At 40.4% G+C, this 19740-nt stretch carries 11 protein-coding genes; 6 read left to right on the top strand and 5 right to left on the bottom strand.

Going from position 1 to position 19740, the window contains the following annotated elements; genetic code table 11:
• Positions 1 to 540 precede the first annotated feature (540 nt).
• From J0L60_05345 to J0L60_05330, 4 genes are all read right to left on the bottom strand, one after another.
• The gene (locus J0L60_05345) at positions 541 to 4734 is read right to left on the bottom strand and encodes an ATP-binding protein (GenBank protein ID MBN8545544.1); all 4194 of its coding nucleotides are present in this window, start codon (positions 4732 to 4734) and stop codon (positions 541 to 543) included.
• Between the two features lie 300 nt (positions 4735 to 5034).
• Complete coding sequence (locus J0L60_05340) at positions 5035 to 6207, bottom strand: restriction endonuclease subunit S (GenBank protein ID MBN8545543.1); 1173 nt, start codon at positions 6205 to 6207, stop codon at positions 5035 to 5037.
• Complete coding sequence (locus J0L60_05335) at positions 6204 to 7721, bottom strand: SAM-dependent DNA methyltransferase (protein MBN8545542.1); 1518 nt, start codon at positions 7719 to 7721, stop codon at positions 6204 to 6206. Before J0L60_05335 ends, J0L60_05340 begins: the two co-directional genes overlap by 4 nt.
• The gene (locus tag J0L60_05330) at positions 7714 to 10524 is read right to left on the bottom strand and encodes a DEAD/DEAH box helicase family protein (protein ID MBN8545541.1); all 2811 of its coding nucleotides are present in this window, start codon (positions 10522 to 10524) and stop codon (positions 7714 to 7716) included. Before J0L60_05330 ends, J0L60_05335 begins: the two co-directional genes overlap by 8 nt.
• A 188-nt stretch (positions 10525 to 10712) precedes the next feature.
• Between J0L60_05330 and J0L60_05325 the strand changes: the two genes are divergently transcribed.
• The 3 genes from J0L60_05325 (at position 10713) to J0L60_05315 (ending at position 14024) form a co-directional block, all read left to right on the top strand.
• Complete coding sequence (locus J0L60_05325) at positions 10713 to 12047, top strand: FAD-binding oxidoreductase (GenBank protein MBN8545540.1); 1335 nt, start codon at positions 10713 to 10715, stop codon at positions 12045 to 12047.
• Positions 12044 to 12775 (top strand): SDR family oxidoreductase, encoded by a 732-nt coding sequence (locus tag J0L60_05320; GenBank protein ID MBN8545539.1) that lies wholly within the window; start codon positions 12044 to 12046, stop codon positions 12773 to 12775. Before J0L60_05325 ends, J0L60_05320 begins: the two co-directional genes overlap by 4 nt.
• 94 nt (positions 12776 to 12869) lie before the next feature.
• On the top strand, positions 12870 to 14024 hold the full coding sequence (locus J0L60_05315; GenBank protein MBN8545538.1) for a DegT/DnrJ/EryC1/StrS family aminotransferase: 1155 nt from the start codon (positions 12870 to 12872) through the stop codon (positions 14022 to 14024).
• On the opposite strand, the gene J0L60_05310 is transcribed toward J0L60_05315, so the two are convergent.
• A complete protein-coding gene (locus J0L60_05310) occupies positions 14021 to 15484 on the bottom strand; it encodes an alpha-L-fucosidase (protein ID MBN8545537.1) in 1464 nt (487 codons plus the stop codon). The genes J0L60_05315 and J0L60_05310 overlap by 4 nt on opposite strands.
• Before the next feature lie 197 nt (positions 15485 to 15681).
• Between J0L60_05310 and J0L60_05305 the strand changes: the two genes are divergently transcribed.
• From J0L60_05305 to J0L60_05295, 3 genes are read left to right on the top strand one after another with little or no spacing between them, the layout of a single operon-like run.
• Entirely contained in the window at positions 15682 to 16857 is a 1176-nt protein-coding gene (locus tag J0L60_05305) for a hypothetical protein (GenBank protein MBN8545536.1), read from the top strand.
• The gene (locus tag J0L60_05300; protein ID MBN8545535.1) at positions 16814 to 18268 is read left to right on the top strand and encodes an O-antigen ligase family protein; all 1455 of its coding nucleotides are present in this window, start codon (positions 16814 to 16816) and stop codon (positions 18266 to 18268) included. The genes J0L60_05305 and J0L60_05300 overlap by 44 nt, the downstream gene beginning before the upstream one ends.
• Positions 18265 to 19740: an oligosaccharide flippase family protein gene (locus J0L60_05295; protein ID MBN8545534.1), complete on the top strand. Its 1476-nt coding sequence runs from the start codon at positions 18265 to 18267 to the stop codon at positions 19738 to 19740. The genes J0L60_05300 and J0L60_05295 overlap by 4 nt, the downstream gene beginning before the upstream one ends.

The following is a 19740-nucleotide window of genomic DNA, read 5'->3' as shown; positions in this document are numbered from 1 at the left end:
TTTTCTTGGAGACTGTTCAAAGTTTTGGAGAATGTCCGGGAGTGTCAGTGGTTTTGTGTAATTTGAAATAGTCTATAGTTTTGGTAGGAGCTCATGAACCCATTTTTGGGTACAGTCAAAAAATTTACGAATATTCAAATATACTCCACAGTATCGGAGAGCTATTCAGAAAGGGATCCTCCCGGTCTCGAAAGTGACGCTTAATCCGGGTTGAGACTATCCAAGCAGGCGATAAATATGTGTAATACTTTAGTGGCGGAAAGGTACACTGTTCTCTGCATTACCTGATGCCTAATTACTTTTTTCTTGGAAGAATTCATAAAAGTATTACGGAGGAAAAATTATCTTGTTAGAGGCTCAACAGTTAAAATCAGTGAGATATATTCATTCAATGATATCTTAATTCATTAACCAATTAATCTACTTATCGGTGAACCATTACAATTTAGCGTTGGCTATAGGCATAATTTCACCTCCAAAATAAGCCAAACTCTTAACACCACCTTTTTTTCAGCCGAAACGAGGGAATAACAAAGATTCTTAACTAAACTGATTTATGTTACCTATTATTTCATCATCTATTATTGTATATATTCCTGACCCAGTAGGCCACTTCCCATAATTATTACGATTATCCCCACCCATAATGTTTTTCTCACATAAAACAGTCCAGATTATTCTATAATCATGCCTCTCTAAAAATTCCATTATTGCAGATTTTCTAAAGTACAAGCACGAATCACCCGAATCCCCCTCTGAGTTGTCAAAGCATACCAATTCTCCATTTTCAGAATACATATAACTTTCATTGATTTTATATGAAAGCTTAAGTAATTCAACAATCCGACCACATGGCTTTAATAATCGTAACACTTTTTCTTTTGAAAAATCATATTCAGCTTCCCATAAATACGATTCGGTAGTGACGATAATATCTCCGATTTCTTTGTCATTTTCTCTATCATATAATTTGCTTACATGTTCTCCGCCGTAATATTCTTTTTTGAAAAACTGATGCGCCGGAGACCAGTAATATTCCCTGTTAAATATTTCATATCTATCCTGCGATTCTGGCATCCATCTTCCCATAAAGTTTTTGTCAAGCAACCATTTGCAGACATTTTCATACTGGTCTGCAGGGACAAGATAGCTCTTGATAATATACCAAAAACTTTTCTGCGGAATTGAATAGTATTCATGACCCAATATTCTCTCTTCAGTTAAATCATAATGACCCTCAAGCATTACCCATTCTTTTGAGCTATTTTCTATCAATAATTTTGGATCCGGTATATCCGAAATGCTTTTCAACCATTGATGATTATCTGTGCTCCAATTGTTATATTCAATTTTTGGTTGGATATTCAATAAATTGGTTACAGAGTATTTACCGATTGTTGAAGGATCAATATCTCTTGAGAAAGGTTCCCATGGACCACAATAATCTATCAATTCTATCTCATCACCCCATAACCAAGGTACCTTCATTGGGTAATTATCTGATACCTGTGCCAAAAGCTCATGCAAAGCAATCCACTGGTATTTTTTCCCAATTCTTTCTGCTTCATGGTAATGACGGTCGCGATATCCTATTTTGTGATCAAACGAACCATGTTTCTCTGCACAATAACCCATATCAAAAATCTTTTTGATGGCAATGTTTTTCAGATCGGAGATATTAAGTTCCTCCCAATAATTAAATGCACTCTGAAAAACATACCTTCCAAAATCTCCGTAATGCACATTTTTACCATTTCTTGAATGTTCAACTTCCATTGAATAAAGTATTTTATTGATACTCCAATAATAATCTCTGAAGTTAGAACTATTATGATCAATTTCGTATTTCTCTATTTCAATATCCTGAGGTATAGGTGGGAAATTACTTTTATACGGGGGCTGAATCAATTTTACATCAATATTCAACTCTATTCCCAAGGTTAAAGTATATTCTATGATGTTTCGGGCATAATCTCTCATTAACACATGTGGATATACTTTCTCTTGATGGAAAATTGTTTCGTATATATACTCACTTAATTCTTTAAAGTTTTGCCTTGTTTCACTTCGTAAGATACAACCATATGCAGAAGCATAGATACGCTCATTGACATACGGATCATTGACATCCGCAAATTTTTTCAGCAAATTGATCACGATATGAATTCTATTTTCCAGAATACAAATGAGGGCTTTTGTCGCTGAATCCCTTAGTTTACGATTGGAACTTGTTAGAAACCAAGCGAGCATTGTTGCGGCCAATTCGATGGATTCATCAGAGATGTGATTTTTACCTTCTGACGACCAAGCCCAATCTATCAATCTCTTTACTGACCAATCATCATTATACCAGCTATGTATTAATTGGGTCCACCATTCGTCGCGTCCAGCTAATGAATAACGACTAAGCACCGCATGAGTTTTATTTGCATTGAAGCAATGTTTAGGATTGATAGCCACTGCAATTATTGTATCCCAATAATAATCATGCGTCCCCTCAAAGTTTAGAACTACATTATTTATATAGTCAACTACTCTCTCCTCAATCAATGATTTGTTCTTCCTCCAAAGTAGGCTGCTAACAAATGCTTCAGCTATTTCATAATTATCATTCTCTCTTAATAACTCAAATAATTCAATTCCGTACTTTTCAGGTAATTGAATTGAGAGTGCTTCGATTATTCCTCTATTTTGATTAATCGCATATTCATCTTTTATAAAGTTAAATAATGCACCCTGAGATTCAAAACACTCCTTAATTTTTTCATTTGATACTTTTTCTAAGATTTCAGAAACGACTAAATGATCATCAAAGCGCTCATACGATATATATATACCTTCTTCATAACTTCCTTTTTCTTTCCAAAATAGATTTTTTGAAAAAATCCCTTCGGCAATCAACTCTTCAGCCAAATTCCCATTAATATTATATTTTCTTTGGATTTCAGTTATAATTTCAACTGCAGTATCGAGTGGCACATAAAATAAATTGTGAATCGATTTATACTTTGTTATTTCATGTATAATTTTTTTAACTAGATTTAATTCCTGTAAATAATTAAAATTTTTGGGCAAAGAAAGCTTTTTATTAATACTGGAGATAAAAAAATCAAAAACTTGAGTAATACCGTCAATCCCGTCTGGAATTTTTGTGAACCCCGCCTTATTAAGTCCCTCGCAGAAAATTTTTAAAAAGAGAGGATTCTGAAATTCAGGATGCAAAAGTGGAACACTTGGCAATTCAATGTTGTAATTCTTGAAGAATAATTTTGATGCTTCATACTCAACATTCCTGAATCCAAAATGAGTAAATTGTATAAGTTCCCTAGATAAATTTTTAATATTATCTTCAAATAATTTAAGATAGGATGAACGAATTGAAATAACCAATCCTAACCAGCTGTACTTTGAAATCGATTTAATGAAGCCGTTCAAGTTATCCGGCCAAAACTTTCTACCAGCCCCCTCATTGATAGCATCAATTATTATCATTAATCTAGTCCTTGAAATTTGGGCCTTACAATTTAACGCCTCAAGAAATTCGTCAAATCTACAATTTAAATCCAACTGATCTAATATTTGTTTCTGCGGATTTTCCTCTCGATTGAAATGTTGGCCAAGAAGTAAAATTGAATATTTCCCTTCTTTTTGACGAATATTGGCTATGTCTGCTAGTAGATGCGATTTACCTACACCAGCCTCTCCGTCTAACAATAGGTATGGTTTATTAAATAAGCCTACTGTTTTGCTGACTATAAATGACTCAAAATTTACAATTTGCGAATAAGCATTTCTTAAATTGTATTTCAAATACTCAAGACTTTCTTTAGATCTTTGATTTAATTTAGGAATTAACTCATCAATTATTTTATCAATACTATTTAGAATTGATGTTACTTCTTTCATCTTAGATACCAATATTCCAAAATCGTACTGGTTCTCTTTAATCGAAATTATATTTATATATTCCTGGTTAAGAGAATCACAAAAACGAGTCAAAGTACTAAATTGCTTTGATAATTCACTATCCTCATATCCTGATTTAATTTTTTTGAGACTGATTAGGAGATCATCGAATTGTTTGTGTAATTGTGCATAAAATTTATTGTCACGAGCTATACCATCAAATATTTTAACAATATCTAATTCAAAGTTTATCTCTGATGTATAACGATTTCCCAAGTTAGCGATCGATATTTCAAGTTTATCTTCAAACCATTCGTCATTAAAGTATTCTTTATCAAACCAAAATTTTAAAAAACCCGCATTCTCCTGTTTTTGAAATCTTTGAATGAAATCAGAATGCCACCAAGGAATGAATTCAATGGTAAGATTTCGCAATTTTGCCCATCCTTGCCATTTTACAATATGTTCATCCCATTTCTGAAGGAGAGATTTTCTTCCTTCAACTCTCGCATCGGGAGGATCTATTGGGATTGCGATTATATATTTAACAACTTTTGGGTGCTTACTCATCACTGTTTTCACAGATTCATCAAGTTGTTTCCATTGGCTAGTATCAAGACTGGATGTGAAATATTTTGCCTGCCAAGCCCATTCTGTGTCATCATTCAGAATCCATAGGCATTCAACTCCAGCATCAGGTTTACCTATTCTGAAGTAATGTCTCTTATTCGAAATATCTTCTTTTCGAGCTAACTGGGAAACTAGTTCTTCGAATCCTTCTTTTTGATCACCATTTATTGGTCTGATATTGTGCCAGTTAATGCTCATACATTCCTCTTTTATCATTCATGAACTGTATGGATGTGGTGTGTTCTAACGGTGGAGTTGAGAAATATCCCATGTACTGCATATATATTTTCTATAAAAGGTCTTGGTACTTTGCTCAACATAAAACTCTTGCTTTCAGGATTGTAATATTTTACCTGGTCACCAAAAAGTGGAATAGTTAGTTAATTAATACGGATACCATTTAAAGATGTTTCGTTGATATCTTAATAGTTGAGCTTCAACCAATTTATTTTCTCTTTCTTCACTTGAAACGATTCTAATAAAATCCAATCCACATCTCTAAACTTCTACTCCCCCCCTAAACGACCTCTGAAGCTGTGCCTGAAAATTGTTTTGCAGTTCTCTTAATTGGGTTTGCATTTTTTGTTTTAACGATTCGGTATTTTGAACTATTTCTGAAAATTGACTTTGCAATGCAATTGGTGGAGAGTAAACAGAAGTTTCATTCAAGCTCCTTGAATTTACTCTAGGCAAATTTGCCCCTACCGTACATTTTATCATTTGTGATACGAAATAATCGGACCGAATCAAATAACAAATAAAATGCTTTTGTGATTTATCTTTTATAGGCATTAACGGCAAAATATCTGTTGAGCAAATGCCTTCACGCTGGGGTAGTGCTACTTTATTCAAATAAGGACGAAGTTTTCCATAAAGCACATTTTCGTTTGTGAATACGAATTTTGTACTTTTTAATAAAGCAGAATTGGATGAAGAAGTTTTGATAATCCTTCCAGTTTCCTTTTCAATATCTTCCAGTCCAATATAATAGTCACTATTTTTAATTTTAATAGGAGATATTTGTTCTTTCTCAATTTTGCAAATATCCTCAAATTTAACTTTCTCCCACCCCTTCGGATTACTGACCGGATCCCCAAACATATCCAGGAAAACTGCTTTTATATAGTCATCCAAATATGAAATTGCTTGTTTTCGTTTTTCAATGAGTGATTGAGCCAGATCAAGAATTTTTACAATGCGGTGTTGTTCTTCGATTGTTGGGAGAGGAATCGGGTATTCTTTCACAATCGTGGCAGATATATTTTGAAGAGCCACTCCTCGTGCTAAGCCGATAAGTTCAGATTTTGAATAATCTAGCCAATACTTTAAATACTTAAAGTATAGCACTTCCGGATTTTTCGGAATAAGACCCAAAATTGCTTGATTCGTTGACATCTCTCTACCAGCAATCGCAGTCTTACCAACAGAGCCATAGAGTGCCAAAAAGATTGTGTCCTTTTTAAATATTTTGTTGTTGATGGATTTAAGACCATCTTGGGTTATTGATTCTTTAGTGGTGAAAAGATAACCACCCTCGGCATTTTCAATATCCCCAATTTTTGCCCATGGGACATCACCACCATAATATCCATCAATACCCCGGCGAGGCGTTCCACCGCTAAACACTTTACAAATATCGCCTATTTTTTTTATTGGACTATCTGAGCTCATAACCCCTTCAACTCATTAATCCCCAGAACAATCTCCTCCTCAAGAGCCTCAATCTTAGCCAAGATTTCCTTCGGGTCTTGATACACAACCTCTTTATGTTCTGCCACCTTATACCGGTTGATGCTTAAATCGAGGTCGTTATTTTCAATTTCGGTTTTTTCGACATGGAAGAATTTACTGCCTCTGTCATTCTCTGTTTGTTCCGTTCTTGAATTCCATTTTGTAACGATATCGCTCAGATCGTTGGCATCAATTTTATTCCTTTTGTCATCAAGACTGTAACCGTCAGCCTGCATATCGTAAAACCACACTTTTTCGGTAGTTCCGCCTTTAACGAAAACCAAAATGGCGGTACTCACTCCCGCATAGGGCTTAAATATTCCACTTGGCATCGAAATAATCCCCTGAAGTTCACAGTCATCAAGGAGCATTTTTCTCGCCTGCTTGTGGGCATTGCTCGAACCGAACAAAACGCCGTCAGGAACAATTACCCCTGCCCTGCCTCCGGTTTTTAAGGAATTGATGATTCTGTTCAAAAACAGCAGCTCCGTTTTTGTGGTTTGCAGCGACAGGGAATCGTTGATATCTCCCTTGTCAATGCTCCCCTTAAACGGCGGATTTGCCATGATAACATCATAAATCCCGTCCTCATTGTAGTATTTGGAAAGTGTATCCTTCTGCTCGATATTCGGACTTGAGATGCCATGCATCATAAGATTCATTAAAGCGATGCGAACCATGCTTTCATCGGCATCATATCCGTAAAAAGTCTTCTCCTTCAGATGAGTCCACTGTCTTTCATCCGTGAGTTTGTCGCCAAGCAGTCCACGCACCAGGCCGTTTTCATCAACCTGTCGATTCTGATCACTCGTAAATTGTGTGATGATATGTTGATATGCCCCCAGTAAAAAGCCGGCGGTTCCCGCTGCGGGGTCACAGATGGTGTCACCCAGCTTGGGGTTTACCAGTTCACACATAAGTTGAATAATATGCCTTGGGGTTCTGAACTGCCCCAGTTTACCCGCAGTAGTGATTTCGGAAAGTAAAAACTCGTAGAGGTCGCCCTGTGTATCCTGAAAGCCCTGCCCTTCCATCTGTTGCTTTAAAATCTCTTCAAAAATTTCATCAATAATTGATACAGCTTCAACCAGGAGAGAGGGTTTCGAAATGATAAAAACAGCATTGGTCATATATTTTGCAAATGGAGCATCATCTTTCCCCAGTTTTTTGAGGAACGGAAAGACATTATTTTGAATGTGATCGCGCATCTCTCCCCCCTCCAGTTGTCGAAAATGGCTCCACCTCAGAACCTCTTTTTCCCCTTCAAAAAGGGATTGATAAGATTCTCCCGTAAAATCCGAATCCTGTTTCTTTTTAAGATCAAGTTCGTCCAGTCGTTTCATAAACAACAGGTATGAAATCTGTTCAATTGCGGTAAGAGGATTTGCAATTCCCCCGCTCCAAAGTTTATCCCATAAACGGTTGATCGATGATTTTAGAGTCTGATTAAGCATAGTTTAAAATTCTGTCCGTTAATTGTAAAATTTCCTGTTGCAGTTGATGATCAAACAGCCCCAAAAAGCCGTTATTGTGGAATTTTGTGAATGGTTCGGAAACCAGATCCTTTTTACTTAGTTCTCCATTTTCAATGATAAATGATTGAAGAGTCTGAATAAACTGAATCTGTTTTGTTGTTAAATTATTGTGTTCGGCTATAAATCCGTCAAAAGCGGTTGTTACCTTTTGCGGGAAAGTAACCAGTCCGCTGACACCCATGATATATTTTATCAGGTCGAGAAATTTAACTTTTCGTGCTTCATACGCCTTTTGTAAATTTTCCTCAGTGGGATACGGATCATTTTCCTGTAAGGTGGCAGCGAGCTGGTTTAATTCTTCATCCGTTATGCTTTCACCAAGTTTGATTTTGCGAAGCACGACATTTTTTTGTTCAAGGTTTTTGATGAGAGCTTCCACACGGTCACGGTATTTTTGCACGGTGATTCTTTCGTGTCCGGCACCAAACTTGATGTATCCTTTCTCATGTGTAACATCCTCCAGATCGAGTGACACCTGGCTTTGTTTTACGGGGTCACGCAACTTCATCAGGGGACCCAGTTTTTCAACAAGGTTGTTTAACTCAGGCTCACCCCCTTTTTGCAGATAACCGCCTGTGAGGACGTAATTAATCAAATCCTTCTCTTTTGCCACCACATTTACATTCAGAGGAAGATCAGCAACCATTTCGATTATTGCATTTGAAGTTCTCAAAAGCAGGTTCTCCCTTAACTTCTTTTCCTGCTTTTCATCAATTTTTGCGATTGAGTATAACAGCACCTTCAATTCGAAATACATTGCATCAAAATCTTCACCCGAACGGGTACGCATCAGAGGAGCTATCTCATTCTGCAGGAACTCCGTTTTTTCTTTTGTCAGGTCTGACCAGTAATTATCATCGATCCGGTCAAGTTTCGTTTTTGCATCAAGGATCACCACATTGTTTTGGGGCAAGGAGGCTATTTCAGCTTTCAGCCTGTTTATGCAATCTTCAATGACCGGGGTCTTTTTTAACGACTGAGCCAAAGTCAGTTTTTGAAGCCGGGTTAAAAACAGTCTGACGGGTAACGGAATGGATGGTTTCTCAGTTACCCCGCCGGGTTCAATCATGAAATAGTCAAAGTTTCCCCAGCAGTCGATTATCAAAAATTTATCTTTTGTTTTACACCAGGGTTTTATCTTTTTTGGTTCGAGAAGGCGGGTTCCCCGTCCGATCATCTGCCAGAATTTGGTGTATGAAAAGACAGGTTTAGCAAAAACAAGATTGACCAGTTCCCTGACATCAAGACCCGTGTCGAGCATATCAACACTGATTGCGATGCGGGGGAAGTTTTTATTCACAAATTGATCGAGTAATCCCCCCTTGCCGTAAACCTTTGGGTCCTCCGATACAATTACTTTTGCGATCTCCCCTTTATACTCGGGAAACAGGTCATCAAAAACTTCCCGAAGTCTTTGGGCATGTGCGATTGTCATTGCAAAAAATATGGTTTTCCCCGGAAGAACTCCACTTTCGTCCTTTATACACTCTTCCATAAATTCCCTGACAATCAGGGTATTGGTGCCAAGATTTGTGACACTTTTCTCGATTTCGGTACCTTCGAAATTAATTTCCTCGGGTTCTTTCCCGGCTTTGAGTAATCGCTTTTGATCCTCAATCGAAATTGTCTCTTTTCTGATCCCCTCTTTTAAGAATCTCGTTCTGATTTTCAGAACCTCAAAATCGCAGAGATAGGGAGGATTGTTTTTTAATGCCTCTTCATAGGAATACGCAAATGTCGGGAGTCCGTCTTCACACTGAAAAAGTTTAAATGTATTCCGTTCAAGAGCATCTTTTGGGGTGGCCGTTAAACCAGTTTGAAGGGCATCAAAATAATCGAATATGTTTTTGTAAACATTGTAAATCGACCGGTGACTTTCGTCGGCAACAATCAAATCAAAAAAGAAGGGACTCAGCCTGTAATCGTCATCTTCAATGATATTGAGCATTGTCTGGTAGGTTGTCACATAAACTCTCCGGTTTGTGACAAATTTGGTTTCACCCCTCTGAGGCCAAAGGGGAGCATTGGGGAGATATTCCCTGAACGCATCAAGTGCCTGATTCATCAGGGCAATTCTGTCAACCAGAAACAAAACTCTTTGCACCCTGTTTGTCCTCATGAGAACATCAATCATCGACACACAGGTACGGGTTTTTCCGGTACCTGTTGCCATCACCAAAAGAAATTTCCTTCTTGCGTGGTCGATTCCTTCAAATACAGAACGGATCGCCTCAATTTGATATGGTCTGCCACTGATCTCAGTATTGATAAGTTCTTTGGAGAGAGGTTTTTCATGTTCCCGCAGGAACATCAACCTTTCGAGGTCTTTTTTTGTGGGGAATCCATAAACTTTGCGTGGGGGGTATTTCTCGGTATCCCAGAAATAGATGTCATTGCCGTTAGTGTAAAAAACGAACGGAAGTCTACCTTTTAGTTGAGCCTGAATGTTTTTTGCGTATTGCTTAGCCTGTTCCTGGCCAATTCTTGCATCACGGGAGGATTTTTTTGCTTCAACAACCGCCAAAGGATAACCGTCATCACCGAGAAGAGCATAGTCAGCATAACGATGCCCGTCATACAGATGCCCATCTTCCTGTACGGAATCCGGGCTTTTGATCTTTATATCCAGTTCTCTTTTGACTTGGGCAGGATTGTTTACATTCCAACCGGCTTTGGCGAGCCGATGGTCAATTATATCCTGGCGCGTTTTAGCTTCGTTCATAATAAAATTCAATAATTTAGATTCTGCTAAATTATGAATATTGTTGGAATATCCAAACATCTCTAAAGCCGGTTAAAGCTTTATTTTCATTCCGTACCACTCACACCTCCCCCCTCCATCATCCCCTAAAAAATAGTTATATTTGGAATCGTTCAAAAAGAGATTATTTCAACCGGTTCAATTGTAAAATGAAAAAGCAAAAAATATCCAACTGGGGCAGATTCCCCTCGGTTGAAGCTGAAATTTATGACCTGACCGACGAGGTTCGTGCCCGGCAACGAGTAAAATCCCTCAATCCTGTAATTGCGCGGGGTCTTGGCAGATCCTACGGCGACAGCTCCCTCGGTGAGAACATCATTTCGACTGTCGATTACAACCGTTTTATCTCTTTTGACGAGGCTGCGGGGGTTCTGAAATGTGAAGCCGGGGTCTCGTTTGCTGACATTCTGGAGGTTTTTGTGCCAAAAGGGTGGTTTTTGCCTGTTACGCCCGGAACAAAGTATATAACGGTTGGCGGCGCAATTGCATCCGATGTCCACGGTAAAAATCACCACAAAGAGGGTTCTTTTGGCGACTGGGTAAGGGAGATGAAAATTCTGGTGGCTTCGGGTGAAGTTCTGCTCTGCTCCCCCTCCCAAAACGAGGATCTCTTTTTTGCTACAATCGGCGGTATGGGGCTTACGGGTGTGATACTCGAAGCGGAATTTGCGCTGAAGAAAATCGAGACTTCCTTCATTTCGCAGGAGACACTTCCCGCTGAGAATCTTGAAAAAGTGATGCAGCTTTTCAGCGAATCAAAGAAATTCACTTATTCGGTAGCGTGGATCGACTGTCTGGCAAAAGGGAAAAATCTGGGAAAATCGATCCTTTATCTCGGTGAACACGCACCATTATCCACCATTGAGGAGACAGTTTTCAAAGATATTCCGCTTTGGTATCACGGAAAAGGAAAGCTCGGAGTCCCCTTTGATTTTCCCTCGGGTTCGCTTAACTCCCTGACGGTTAAAATGTTCAACGGTCTTTATTATGAAATGAACAAACTGAAGGGAAACGGCATAGTCCACCTTGATCCTTTCTTTTATCCTCTGGATTCCGTGAACAACTGGAACCGCATCTATGGCAAAAAAGGCTTCCTGCAATATCAGTTCGTACTTCCGCTGAACAAAAGTTTTGAGGGGATGACAGAAGTGCTGCAGACCATCGCTAAAGAAGGCAGAGGCTCGTTCCTCGCCGTACTTAAACTGTTCGGCAGACAGGATTCCCTGATCTCCTTCCCGATGGAGGGTTACACCCTGGCTCTCGATTTTCCGATTATGCCGGGACTGATGAAATTCCTCACCAGACTTGATGAAATTGTCCTGAAATATGACGGCAGATTCTACTTTACGAAGGATTCCCGCCTGAAAGCGGATGTTTTTAAGAAGGGTTATCCGCATCTGAACGACTTTCTCGAAATAAAACGAAAATATGACCCGCAAAATATCTTTGCATCTACACAATCAAAAAGGCTGGAGTTGACATGAAATTTGTTCTAATCATAGGTGCCGGAAGTGGAATAGCCAAGGCTACCGCTGCTGAATTTGCAAAAGCCTGCTATGGTCTCTATCTCGCCGGGCGAAACATGGACGACCTCAAAAAAACGGCCTCCGACCTTGCAATCAGACACAACACAGATGCCAAAGCCCTCCATTTTGATGTGCTCGACTACAACTCCCACAAATCTTTTTTCGACGAACTCGACCCGAAGCCTTCGATAGTAATAACCGCCGCGGGACTTCTCGGTGACCAGACAGAAGCTCAAAATGATTTTGCCGCAGCTCAGAAAACTCTGGATACTAATCTTACCGGGCTCGTAAGCATCCTGAACATCGCAGCGAACCACTTCGAGGCTGAAGGAAAAGGCTCGATAATCGGCATTTCCAGTGTGGCAGGTGACCGCGGAAGAATGAAAAACTACATCTACGGAGCAGCAAAAGCGGGCTTTACTGCATATCTTTCAGGTATGAGGCAACGCCTCAACAAAAAAGGCGTTTTTGTAATGTCGGTTCAACCGGGATTTGTGAATACAAAAATGATAGAGGGTCTCGAAACTCCAAAACCCCTGACAGCACAGCCGGAACAGGTCGCAAAACTTATCTACAACGGCTGGAAAGCAAGGAAACCGGTGATTTACACACCCGGTTACTGGCGACTGATTATGTTCGTTGTCAGATCGATTCCCGAGAAAATTTTCCAAAAACTCGACCTGTGATTTGTGTTGCACCCCTCTTATGGTGCAAATTCAAACCGTAAAATTCCTTAACTTGTCGTTTCAATTTATTCGAAATTTGTAAAGCACAGAGAAAATGAGAGAAAACTATCTTGTATTTGGCAGTCCCGTTATAGAACAGGAAGAAATTGACGAAGTAGTAAATACATTAAAGTCGGGTTGGATTGGAACGGGTCCAAAAGTTGCACAGTTTGAAGAAGAATTCAAAGAATATGTCGGTGCAAAGTATGCAATAGCAGTTGCAAGCTGCACGGCAGGGCTCCACCTTAGTGTAGTGGCTCTCGGAATTAAAGAGGGTGACGAGGTAATCGTTCCGGCTCTTACCTTCGCAGCAACCGCCAATGCAGTTATACATTCAGGTGCCAAACCCGTTTTCGCTGATGTTGACCGCGATACAATGACTCTCGATTTCGATGATGTTAGACGCAAGATAACCTCCCGCACCAAGGCAATAATCCCCGTTCACTTCGCCGGAAGAGCAGTGGACATGGAAAAGCTTTATGAAATTGCCCATGAATACGGTATCCATATCATCAATGACACCGCACATGCGATAGAAACAGAATTCAAAGGGAAAAAGATAGGTTGCTTCGACGACATTTCAAGCTACAGCTTCTATGTAACAAAAAATCTGACCACAGGCGAAGGCGGAATGATCGTAACAAACAATGAAGCTATTGCGAACAGATTAAAAATTTATGCTCTCCACGGAATGAGCAAGGATGCGTGGAAACGGTTCTCGGATGATGGTTATAAACACTATCAGGTGGTTTTTCCCGGCTTCAAGTATAACATGACCGACATTCAGGCTTCCCTCGGAATTCACCAGCTCCGGAAGGTTGAAAGACTACACCAGCGGAGAGAGGAAATCTGGAACACTTACAACGAAAGATTGAAGCATCTCCCCTTGATTCTTCCTGCTGCGGCAGACCCGGAATCCCGGCACGGACTCCACCTCTACATTATACTTGTGGACGACACAAAAACCTCCGTTACCCGTGACCAGCTCATTTTCGAAATGCACAAAAGGAAAATCGGAACAGGTGTCCATTACCTCGGACTCAACTGGCATCCGTTCTATCAGCAGGAATTTGGCTACAAAATCGGCGATTTCCCGAATTCTGACTTCATTTCGGCAAGAACCCTCTCAATTCCGTTCTCTGCCAAACTGACGGATCAGGATGTAAACGATGTTGTCGAGGCTCTCGAAGATATTCTAAAACAGAGTTAATTTTCGTAGTAGTAGGCACCAAAAAGGCGGATTGCGGGGGCTCCCCGTGCGTCTTTAATTTTTAGTCTTACCTTGGTTACTTCTGCCGGAGTCTCAAGTTTTAGTATTCTTGACCTCCCAATGGTAGTCCCGTCAGCGAGAAAAATCCAGGAACCGTTCACGAAGCCCTCTATCTCGAACCCCTTCACTCTTTGTCCGTATCTTATAGCTTCCTCTATTCTAAAATAGTTGATCCGCTTCGAAGTCCCCAAATCCACCGTCAGGTCAGCACTCACAACTCCCCTTTCAGTAACCCAGAAAGTACCCCTGCTGCCGTCGATTGCCATTGCAGGTGAGAAAAGCGTGTCATCAAGTCTGGTATTACTGGCTGAAGCAATTCCGCCCCGCAAAAGATTGGTTCTGAATATATCATCGATAATTCTTCTAAAACCGAGCAGACTGTTTACATCATTCTCATGAAAGACTCCATCAGGAGTGGGAGGAACATTTAGAAGAAGCTGACTGTTCCGTCCAACCGACTTAAGGTATAAATCGGCAAGGTAGGCGGGAGATTTCACTTCATTGTCCTGATAATCATGGTAAAACCAGGCAGGTCTTATCGAAACATCACATTCTGTGGGCCACCAGACATCCACATTTGAAACTCCGTGGTGTGCAGGATGTGAATAAGTGAATGACCAGTCGGTTTCCGACCCGAGACCGTCCTCGTTACCAACCCATCTTATATCAGGGCCCATTATCGCCATTAGAGACTTCGGTTGAAGTGCCTTCGAAAGTTGGGCGAAACTCAACCAGTCGAACATCGGATGTGTAATTACCGGATTCCTCCCCAGGTATCCGTCAAGCCAAATCTCGTTTACTTCACCATATTTTGTGCAAAGCTCTCTTGTTTGATCTCTGTAATAATCGTTATAAGCGGGAGTACCGTAGAGTGGGGAGTTCCTGTCCCACATCGAAAGATAGTAGCCGAATTTCATTCCCTGTGCGGCACACTCATCGGAAAACTCCTTTACTATGTCCCCTCTTCCAACCTGATAAGGACTGTTTTTAATGGAATGTTCGGTGTAATCGGTCTGCCAGATGCAAAATCCGTCGTGGTGTTTCGCAGTAAGAATGAGATATTTGAAACCTGCCGCTTTTGCAACAGATACCCATTGCTTCACATCAACTTTGGGCGGATTAAAAAGGGATGGACTTTCGTTCCCCTCTCCGATATCCTTGCCCGTAAATGTATTCATTCCGTAATGAATGAACATTACAAGTTCAGCATCCTGCCAGGCAAGTTGAGGCTCTGATGGCACAGGATAAACATTCTCTATTCCCGGGGAAGTGACGGTGTCATTCCGGTTTGGTAATTCTTCAGCGACGGGGTTCACAATTGAGTTGTTGCATGATGCGAAAAGCAGTGAAAGCAACGGCAGGAGCAATAATACAGCACTTCTGTTTTTGGTTCCGGACATCATTGATCGTTCTAATTTAAAAATTTAATCGGGGAAATATATCAATAATGTTTCGGGTATAAAAGTATAAAAGGAACCTGAACGGGGGGTGCCCGAACTCCTTCTCAATTTTTAGCTTACAAAATAATTATATTGCAGTTTGATTTAAAATTCTTTTTATCCGCAGACCATAATTTGAAAAATAACAGAAAACAGAAATGACTGAAGAGCGAAAAATTGAAATGCTTGATATCCTGGTTGTACTTGTCAGGAAAAAATTCCTCCTCTTGTTTGTTGCAGTCCTCACTGCAGCACTGGGATACTTGTCAGTCTATTACTTTATCGATGAAAAATTTGAATCCACAGCCGTTGTTGTCCCCTACGAGTCAGGGAAATCGGGAGGAATGTCATCCCTCCTTAAAAACATCTCAGGCTTGCCGATAGGCGGGCTCTCAAATCTTGGCGGTTCCACTTCAAATCTCGATTTTTATCTCACAATAGTTTACAGCAGATCGACTCTTACTGAAATAATCGATAAATTCGACCTTCGAAAGGAGTATGACCAGAAGTACTTCGCCGATGTGCTCAAAAGGGTGATCGAAGATATTACTGTAGTAAACAACGATGATCTCTCGGTTTCAGTTGCTGTAAGGAATAAAAGTCCCAAAAAAGCAGCGGATATAGCAAATTATATAGTTGATGTTCTGAACAAAAAAGTCCTCGAAATCAATACCCGGAAAACCAAGGACAACAGAATTTTCCTCGAAAAAAGATACAAAGAAGTGGTTGCCGAACTTAAAGATGCCGAAGACAGACTTGAAGAATACCAGAAAAAAAATGGTGTCTTTGAAGCTGAGCAGCAGGTAAAAGCGAGCGTGACCGCATTTGCAGATCTCGAAATGGAGCTTGCAAGAAAACAGGTTGAATATGAAACAGCCGAGAAAATGCTGGGTGAAAACACTCCTTCTGTTAAAAACCTTAAAGATGCACTTGCCTCCCTCGAGAAAAAAGTAAATGACATCAAAAACGGAAAGAACGGGAAGTCAGTTCTGATTCCGATGGGTTCACTCCCCACAAAAGCGATTGAGTATTTCAGGCTTTACAGAGATGTAAAGATCAACTCCGAGATGATCGAGTTTCTTCTCCCTGTTTATGAGCAGGCAAAATTCGATGAGCAAAAGGAAATTCCTGTAATTCTCTCAATCGACAAAGCGGTTCCCTCGGATAAAAAAGTGTATCCCCCGAGGATGGTCTATGCCATTTTGATTTCCCTTTTTGCCACGGGTATTATTGCTTTTGGTCTTGTAATGAAGGAAGTTGCGGGTAATGTGTCCGATCCAAAAGTAAAATTTGTGCTCCGGAATATCTTGTCGATCAGGAGAAAAGAAGATTAAAGCAGGCACTTCACCGGAATTCGGGCGGGACCTCAGGAATAACTTTTTTCTGACCGGTTTTGTCCTTCTGCTTGTTCTTCCGCTTACTTTTTTACTCGGTGATTTTGGTGAAAAGCGAACCACCCAGGTGATCCTCCTAGGTCTCCCCTTCCTCCTCCTCGGTTTTCTGAATTTCAGACTCGCACTTGTAATTTTTGTTGGCTCTCTCTTCATCGACATTAATCCCGTTTTTCTATACAGCCTCTCTTTCCTTGTAATTCCATATCTCCTTCTTGTTTTTGTTGTACTGAATAAAGGATTCAGCCTCGATGAACTTAAAACTCCGTTTTTTGTCATAACCGTTGTTTTCGTAAGTTTCATGCTCCCCTCCTTTTTCAACAGTCTGGCGAAGACAAACGGCGGTTTTAACATGTTCATGTGGCCCGGATTTGTTCTGCTCTTCACACTTCTTGCAGTGGCTCTGAAAGATCTCGACAAAATCAATTTCCTCACAAAAGCCTACCTCACCTTGGTCGCTTTGAACTCCGTCTATGCAATTTTTCAGGGGATAACCACAGGAAGAAGAGCATTTGGTTTCGCAGGAATTATGTTCGTCGATATTCTTGGAATCGCGATTATCATTGTTTTTATTCTGCTGCTCCATGCAAAAGGAAAAACAAAAGCAGGATATGGTGCCCTGTTTGCTCTTCTCATACTTGCAATGATATTCAACAAGACGAGAAATGTCTGGATAAATGTTGCTTTTGTTATGATGATCTCTTTCATCCATGTGGCGGTTAAAGCCCGGTTCCTGCAGATGGACAGAACAAAAATCCTCCGCTACGGTACCGTTGCACTCCTTTTTGTTGCTCTCTCGGGGGGACTCCTTATCAGTTTCTACGGAACAACATTTTTCCGGATTGAAGAGAAGCAGAAACTCTCAGCAGAAAGTCTTGAAGTGGCTGATGTAAACAATTCCCTCGTTACCCGTTACTTTATCTGGAGTACCGGGTACAACGGCTTCAAAGACAACCCTGTTTTTGGCATCGGCATGTATTCTTTTGCCTATTCCTCAAAGTTTTACAACGAACTCCCCGACAATATTTATAAAAAGTTTGTTTCCGGACTCACACTCCATCAGGGATTTTATTCAATGCTGGTTGAAACGGGTATCTTCGGATTTACCGGACTCCTGATCTTTCTCACGGTGCTGTTTCGGAAATCGAGAAGAGTTTACATTGAAGCGGAAAATACCCCGCAGTTCCTCCACGCATTTATTGCGTTTTGGGTGCTGATTTACATAATGACTTCCCTGATGTTCACAGATGCCTGGTTTTGGGGAAGGGGAATTGTGATGTGGGGAACTGTTCTCGGAGTAATCTCTGCAATAAATAATATCAACAAAAGGGAACGGGAAGCATCACAACAATGAGTGAAAAACGGGACAACCTCTGGCTTGCCGCTCATTACATCTTCACAATGATCGCTTCACTGGTGTCGCTCAAATTCAATCTTATGAACTTTGGAAGCGATATTTTCGGAGTCTGGGTGCTGATCTCCTCCATCTGGGGACTGAGTAATGTTGTCGATCTCGGCTTCGGACTCGCGCTGATCAGAGCAGTATCAAAAGAAAGAGACAATCCCGATATTCTCGGCAAAGTGACTTCCACCGGTTTTGTGTTCTTTTTCCTCTTCGGATTTGTAATTCTCTCCATAGGTTTTCTTATTGGTAATTATTACTACATAGAAAATCCTTCTCTCATCAACGGCTCAATTAAACTTTCTGCGACGAATACCAACCTCCTTCTCGGTATCTTTTTCTATGTCAACTATATTTCCACCTTCTTCAGATCTGTTTATGAGGGACTGGGAAAATTCATATTCTACAGCAAAATAGCGATAAGCTACAGCCTGCTTACTCTTCTGGCTGCATTTTTTTCGTGGCTTTTTGCTCTGGATATTGCGGGACTTGCAGCCCTGATGCTGGCAGCAGCTACAATTCAGCTCTTACTTCTTGCAACTTTCAGCAGAACATCAAAGATGCTCCCCGGATTCAAACCGACAAACTTCAATTTTGACATTTTCAAAGGGCTTTTCAGTTTCAGTATTGGAGTTCAGGGTGCTACAATTTTGGGAACTGCCGTCGACCCCGTCCTGAAATATATTATTGGCAGCGGACTGAATGTCTCCTTTGTAGGATATTATGACATAGCGAAACGGTTCTCGCAGGCATCATCGGGACTTTTCTTTGCAGCTTTCAGAACCATCTACCCAAAAGCGGCGAGAATCGAAAAAGAAGAGGAAAAGGGGTTCCTCCTCAACGAAGTTCTTTCCCTCTCCAAAAAAGGAATTCTGTACGGCGGTCTCGTCTTCATGGCGGCTTCTCCCCTTTTTGCTGCCATTTTTATCTATTTCTATTCTTCACCCCTCTCATACAACATTTTCCTTCTACTCACACTTGTTGAGTCGGTAAATCTCTTTGGCTATTCTTATTATTCGATGTTAATGGGAACGGGGAAAGCGAAATTCCTTGCACTTATTCAGTTGATTAACCTGATCGGAGTGGCGGTTTTCCTCTATTTTGGCATTAAAATAACGGGTTCCTACACGGGAATCGCCGGATATGCGCTGACAATAATTCTCGGAAATTTCTTCATGCTTTCGTGGATAAAACATACGGTCGATTACTCCCGACTCCGATATCTTCTTGATGCGGGAGGAATTAAACTGATCGCCCAGTTCGGGATAATATGTGCGGCTTTCATTGCTCTTTACAATCTGGAGTTAAATCCATTTTATATTGCTTTCGGGCTGACTGCCGCATGGCTGATACTTTTCGGTTCAAACCTCAAAAGTCTCATTGAAATTTTATCAAACCTGTTAAAACCGGCAAAACAAGGTTAA

Source organism: Ignavibacteria bacterium, assembly GCA_017302895.1.
Taxonomy (GTDB): Bacteria; Bacteroidota; Ignavibacteria; order Ignavibacteriales; family Ignavibacteriaceae; genus UTCHB3.
The sequence above is the reverse complement of the archived record's forward strand: the minus strand, read 5'-3'. Positions and strand labels throughout refer to the sequence as shown.

Excerpts from the sequence above, each read along its gene's own strand:
- J0L60_05345 (MBN8545544.1), bottom strand. The coding sequence starts at position 4,734 with ATGAGCATTAACTGGCACAATATCAGACCAATAAATGGTGATCAAAAA.
- J0L60_05340 (MBN8545543.1), bottom strand. The coding sequence starts at position 6,207 with ATGAGCTCAGATAGTCCAATAAAAAAAATAGGCGATATTTGTAAAGTG.
- J0L60_05335 (MBN8545542.1), bottom strand. The coding sequence starts at position 7,721 with ATGCTTAATCAGACTCTAAAATCATCGATCAACCGTTTATGGGATAAA.
- J0L60_05330 (MBN8545541.1), bottom strand. The coding sequence starts at position 10,524 with ATGAACGAAGCTAAAACGCGCCAGGATATAATTGACCATCGGCTCGCC.
- J0L60_05325 (MBN8545540.1), top strand. The coding sequence starts at position 10,713 with ATGAAAAAGCAAAAAATATCCAACTGGGGCAGATTCCCCTCGGTTGAA.
- J0L60_05320 (MBN8545539.1), top strand. The coding sequence starts at position 12,044 with ATGAAATTTGTTCTAATCATAGGTGCCGGAAGTGGAATAGCCAAGGCT.
- J0L60_05315 (MBN8545538.1), top strand. The coding sequence starts at position 12,870 with ATGAGAGAAAACTATCTTGTATTTGGCAGTCCCGTTATAGAACAGGAA.
- J0L60_05310 (MBN8545537.1), bottom strand. The coding sequence starts at position 15,484 with ATGTCCGGAACCAAAAACAGAAGTGCTGTATTATTGCTCCTGCCGTTG.
- J0L60_05305 (MBN8545536.1), top strand. The coding sequence starts at position 15,682 with ATGACTGAAGAGCGAAAAATTGAAATGCTTGATATCCTGGTTGTACTT.
- J0L60_05295 (MBN8545534.1), top strand. The coding sequence starts at position 18,265 with ATGAGTGAAAAACGGGACAACCTCTGGCTTGCCGCTCATTACATCTTC.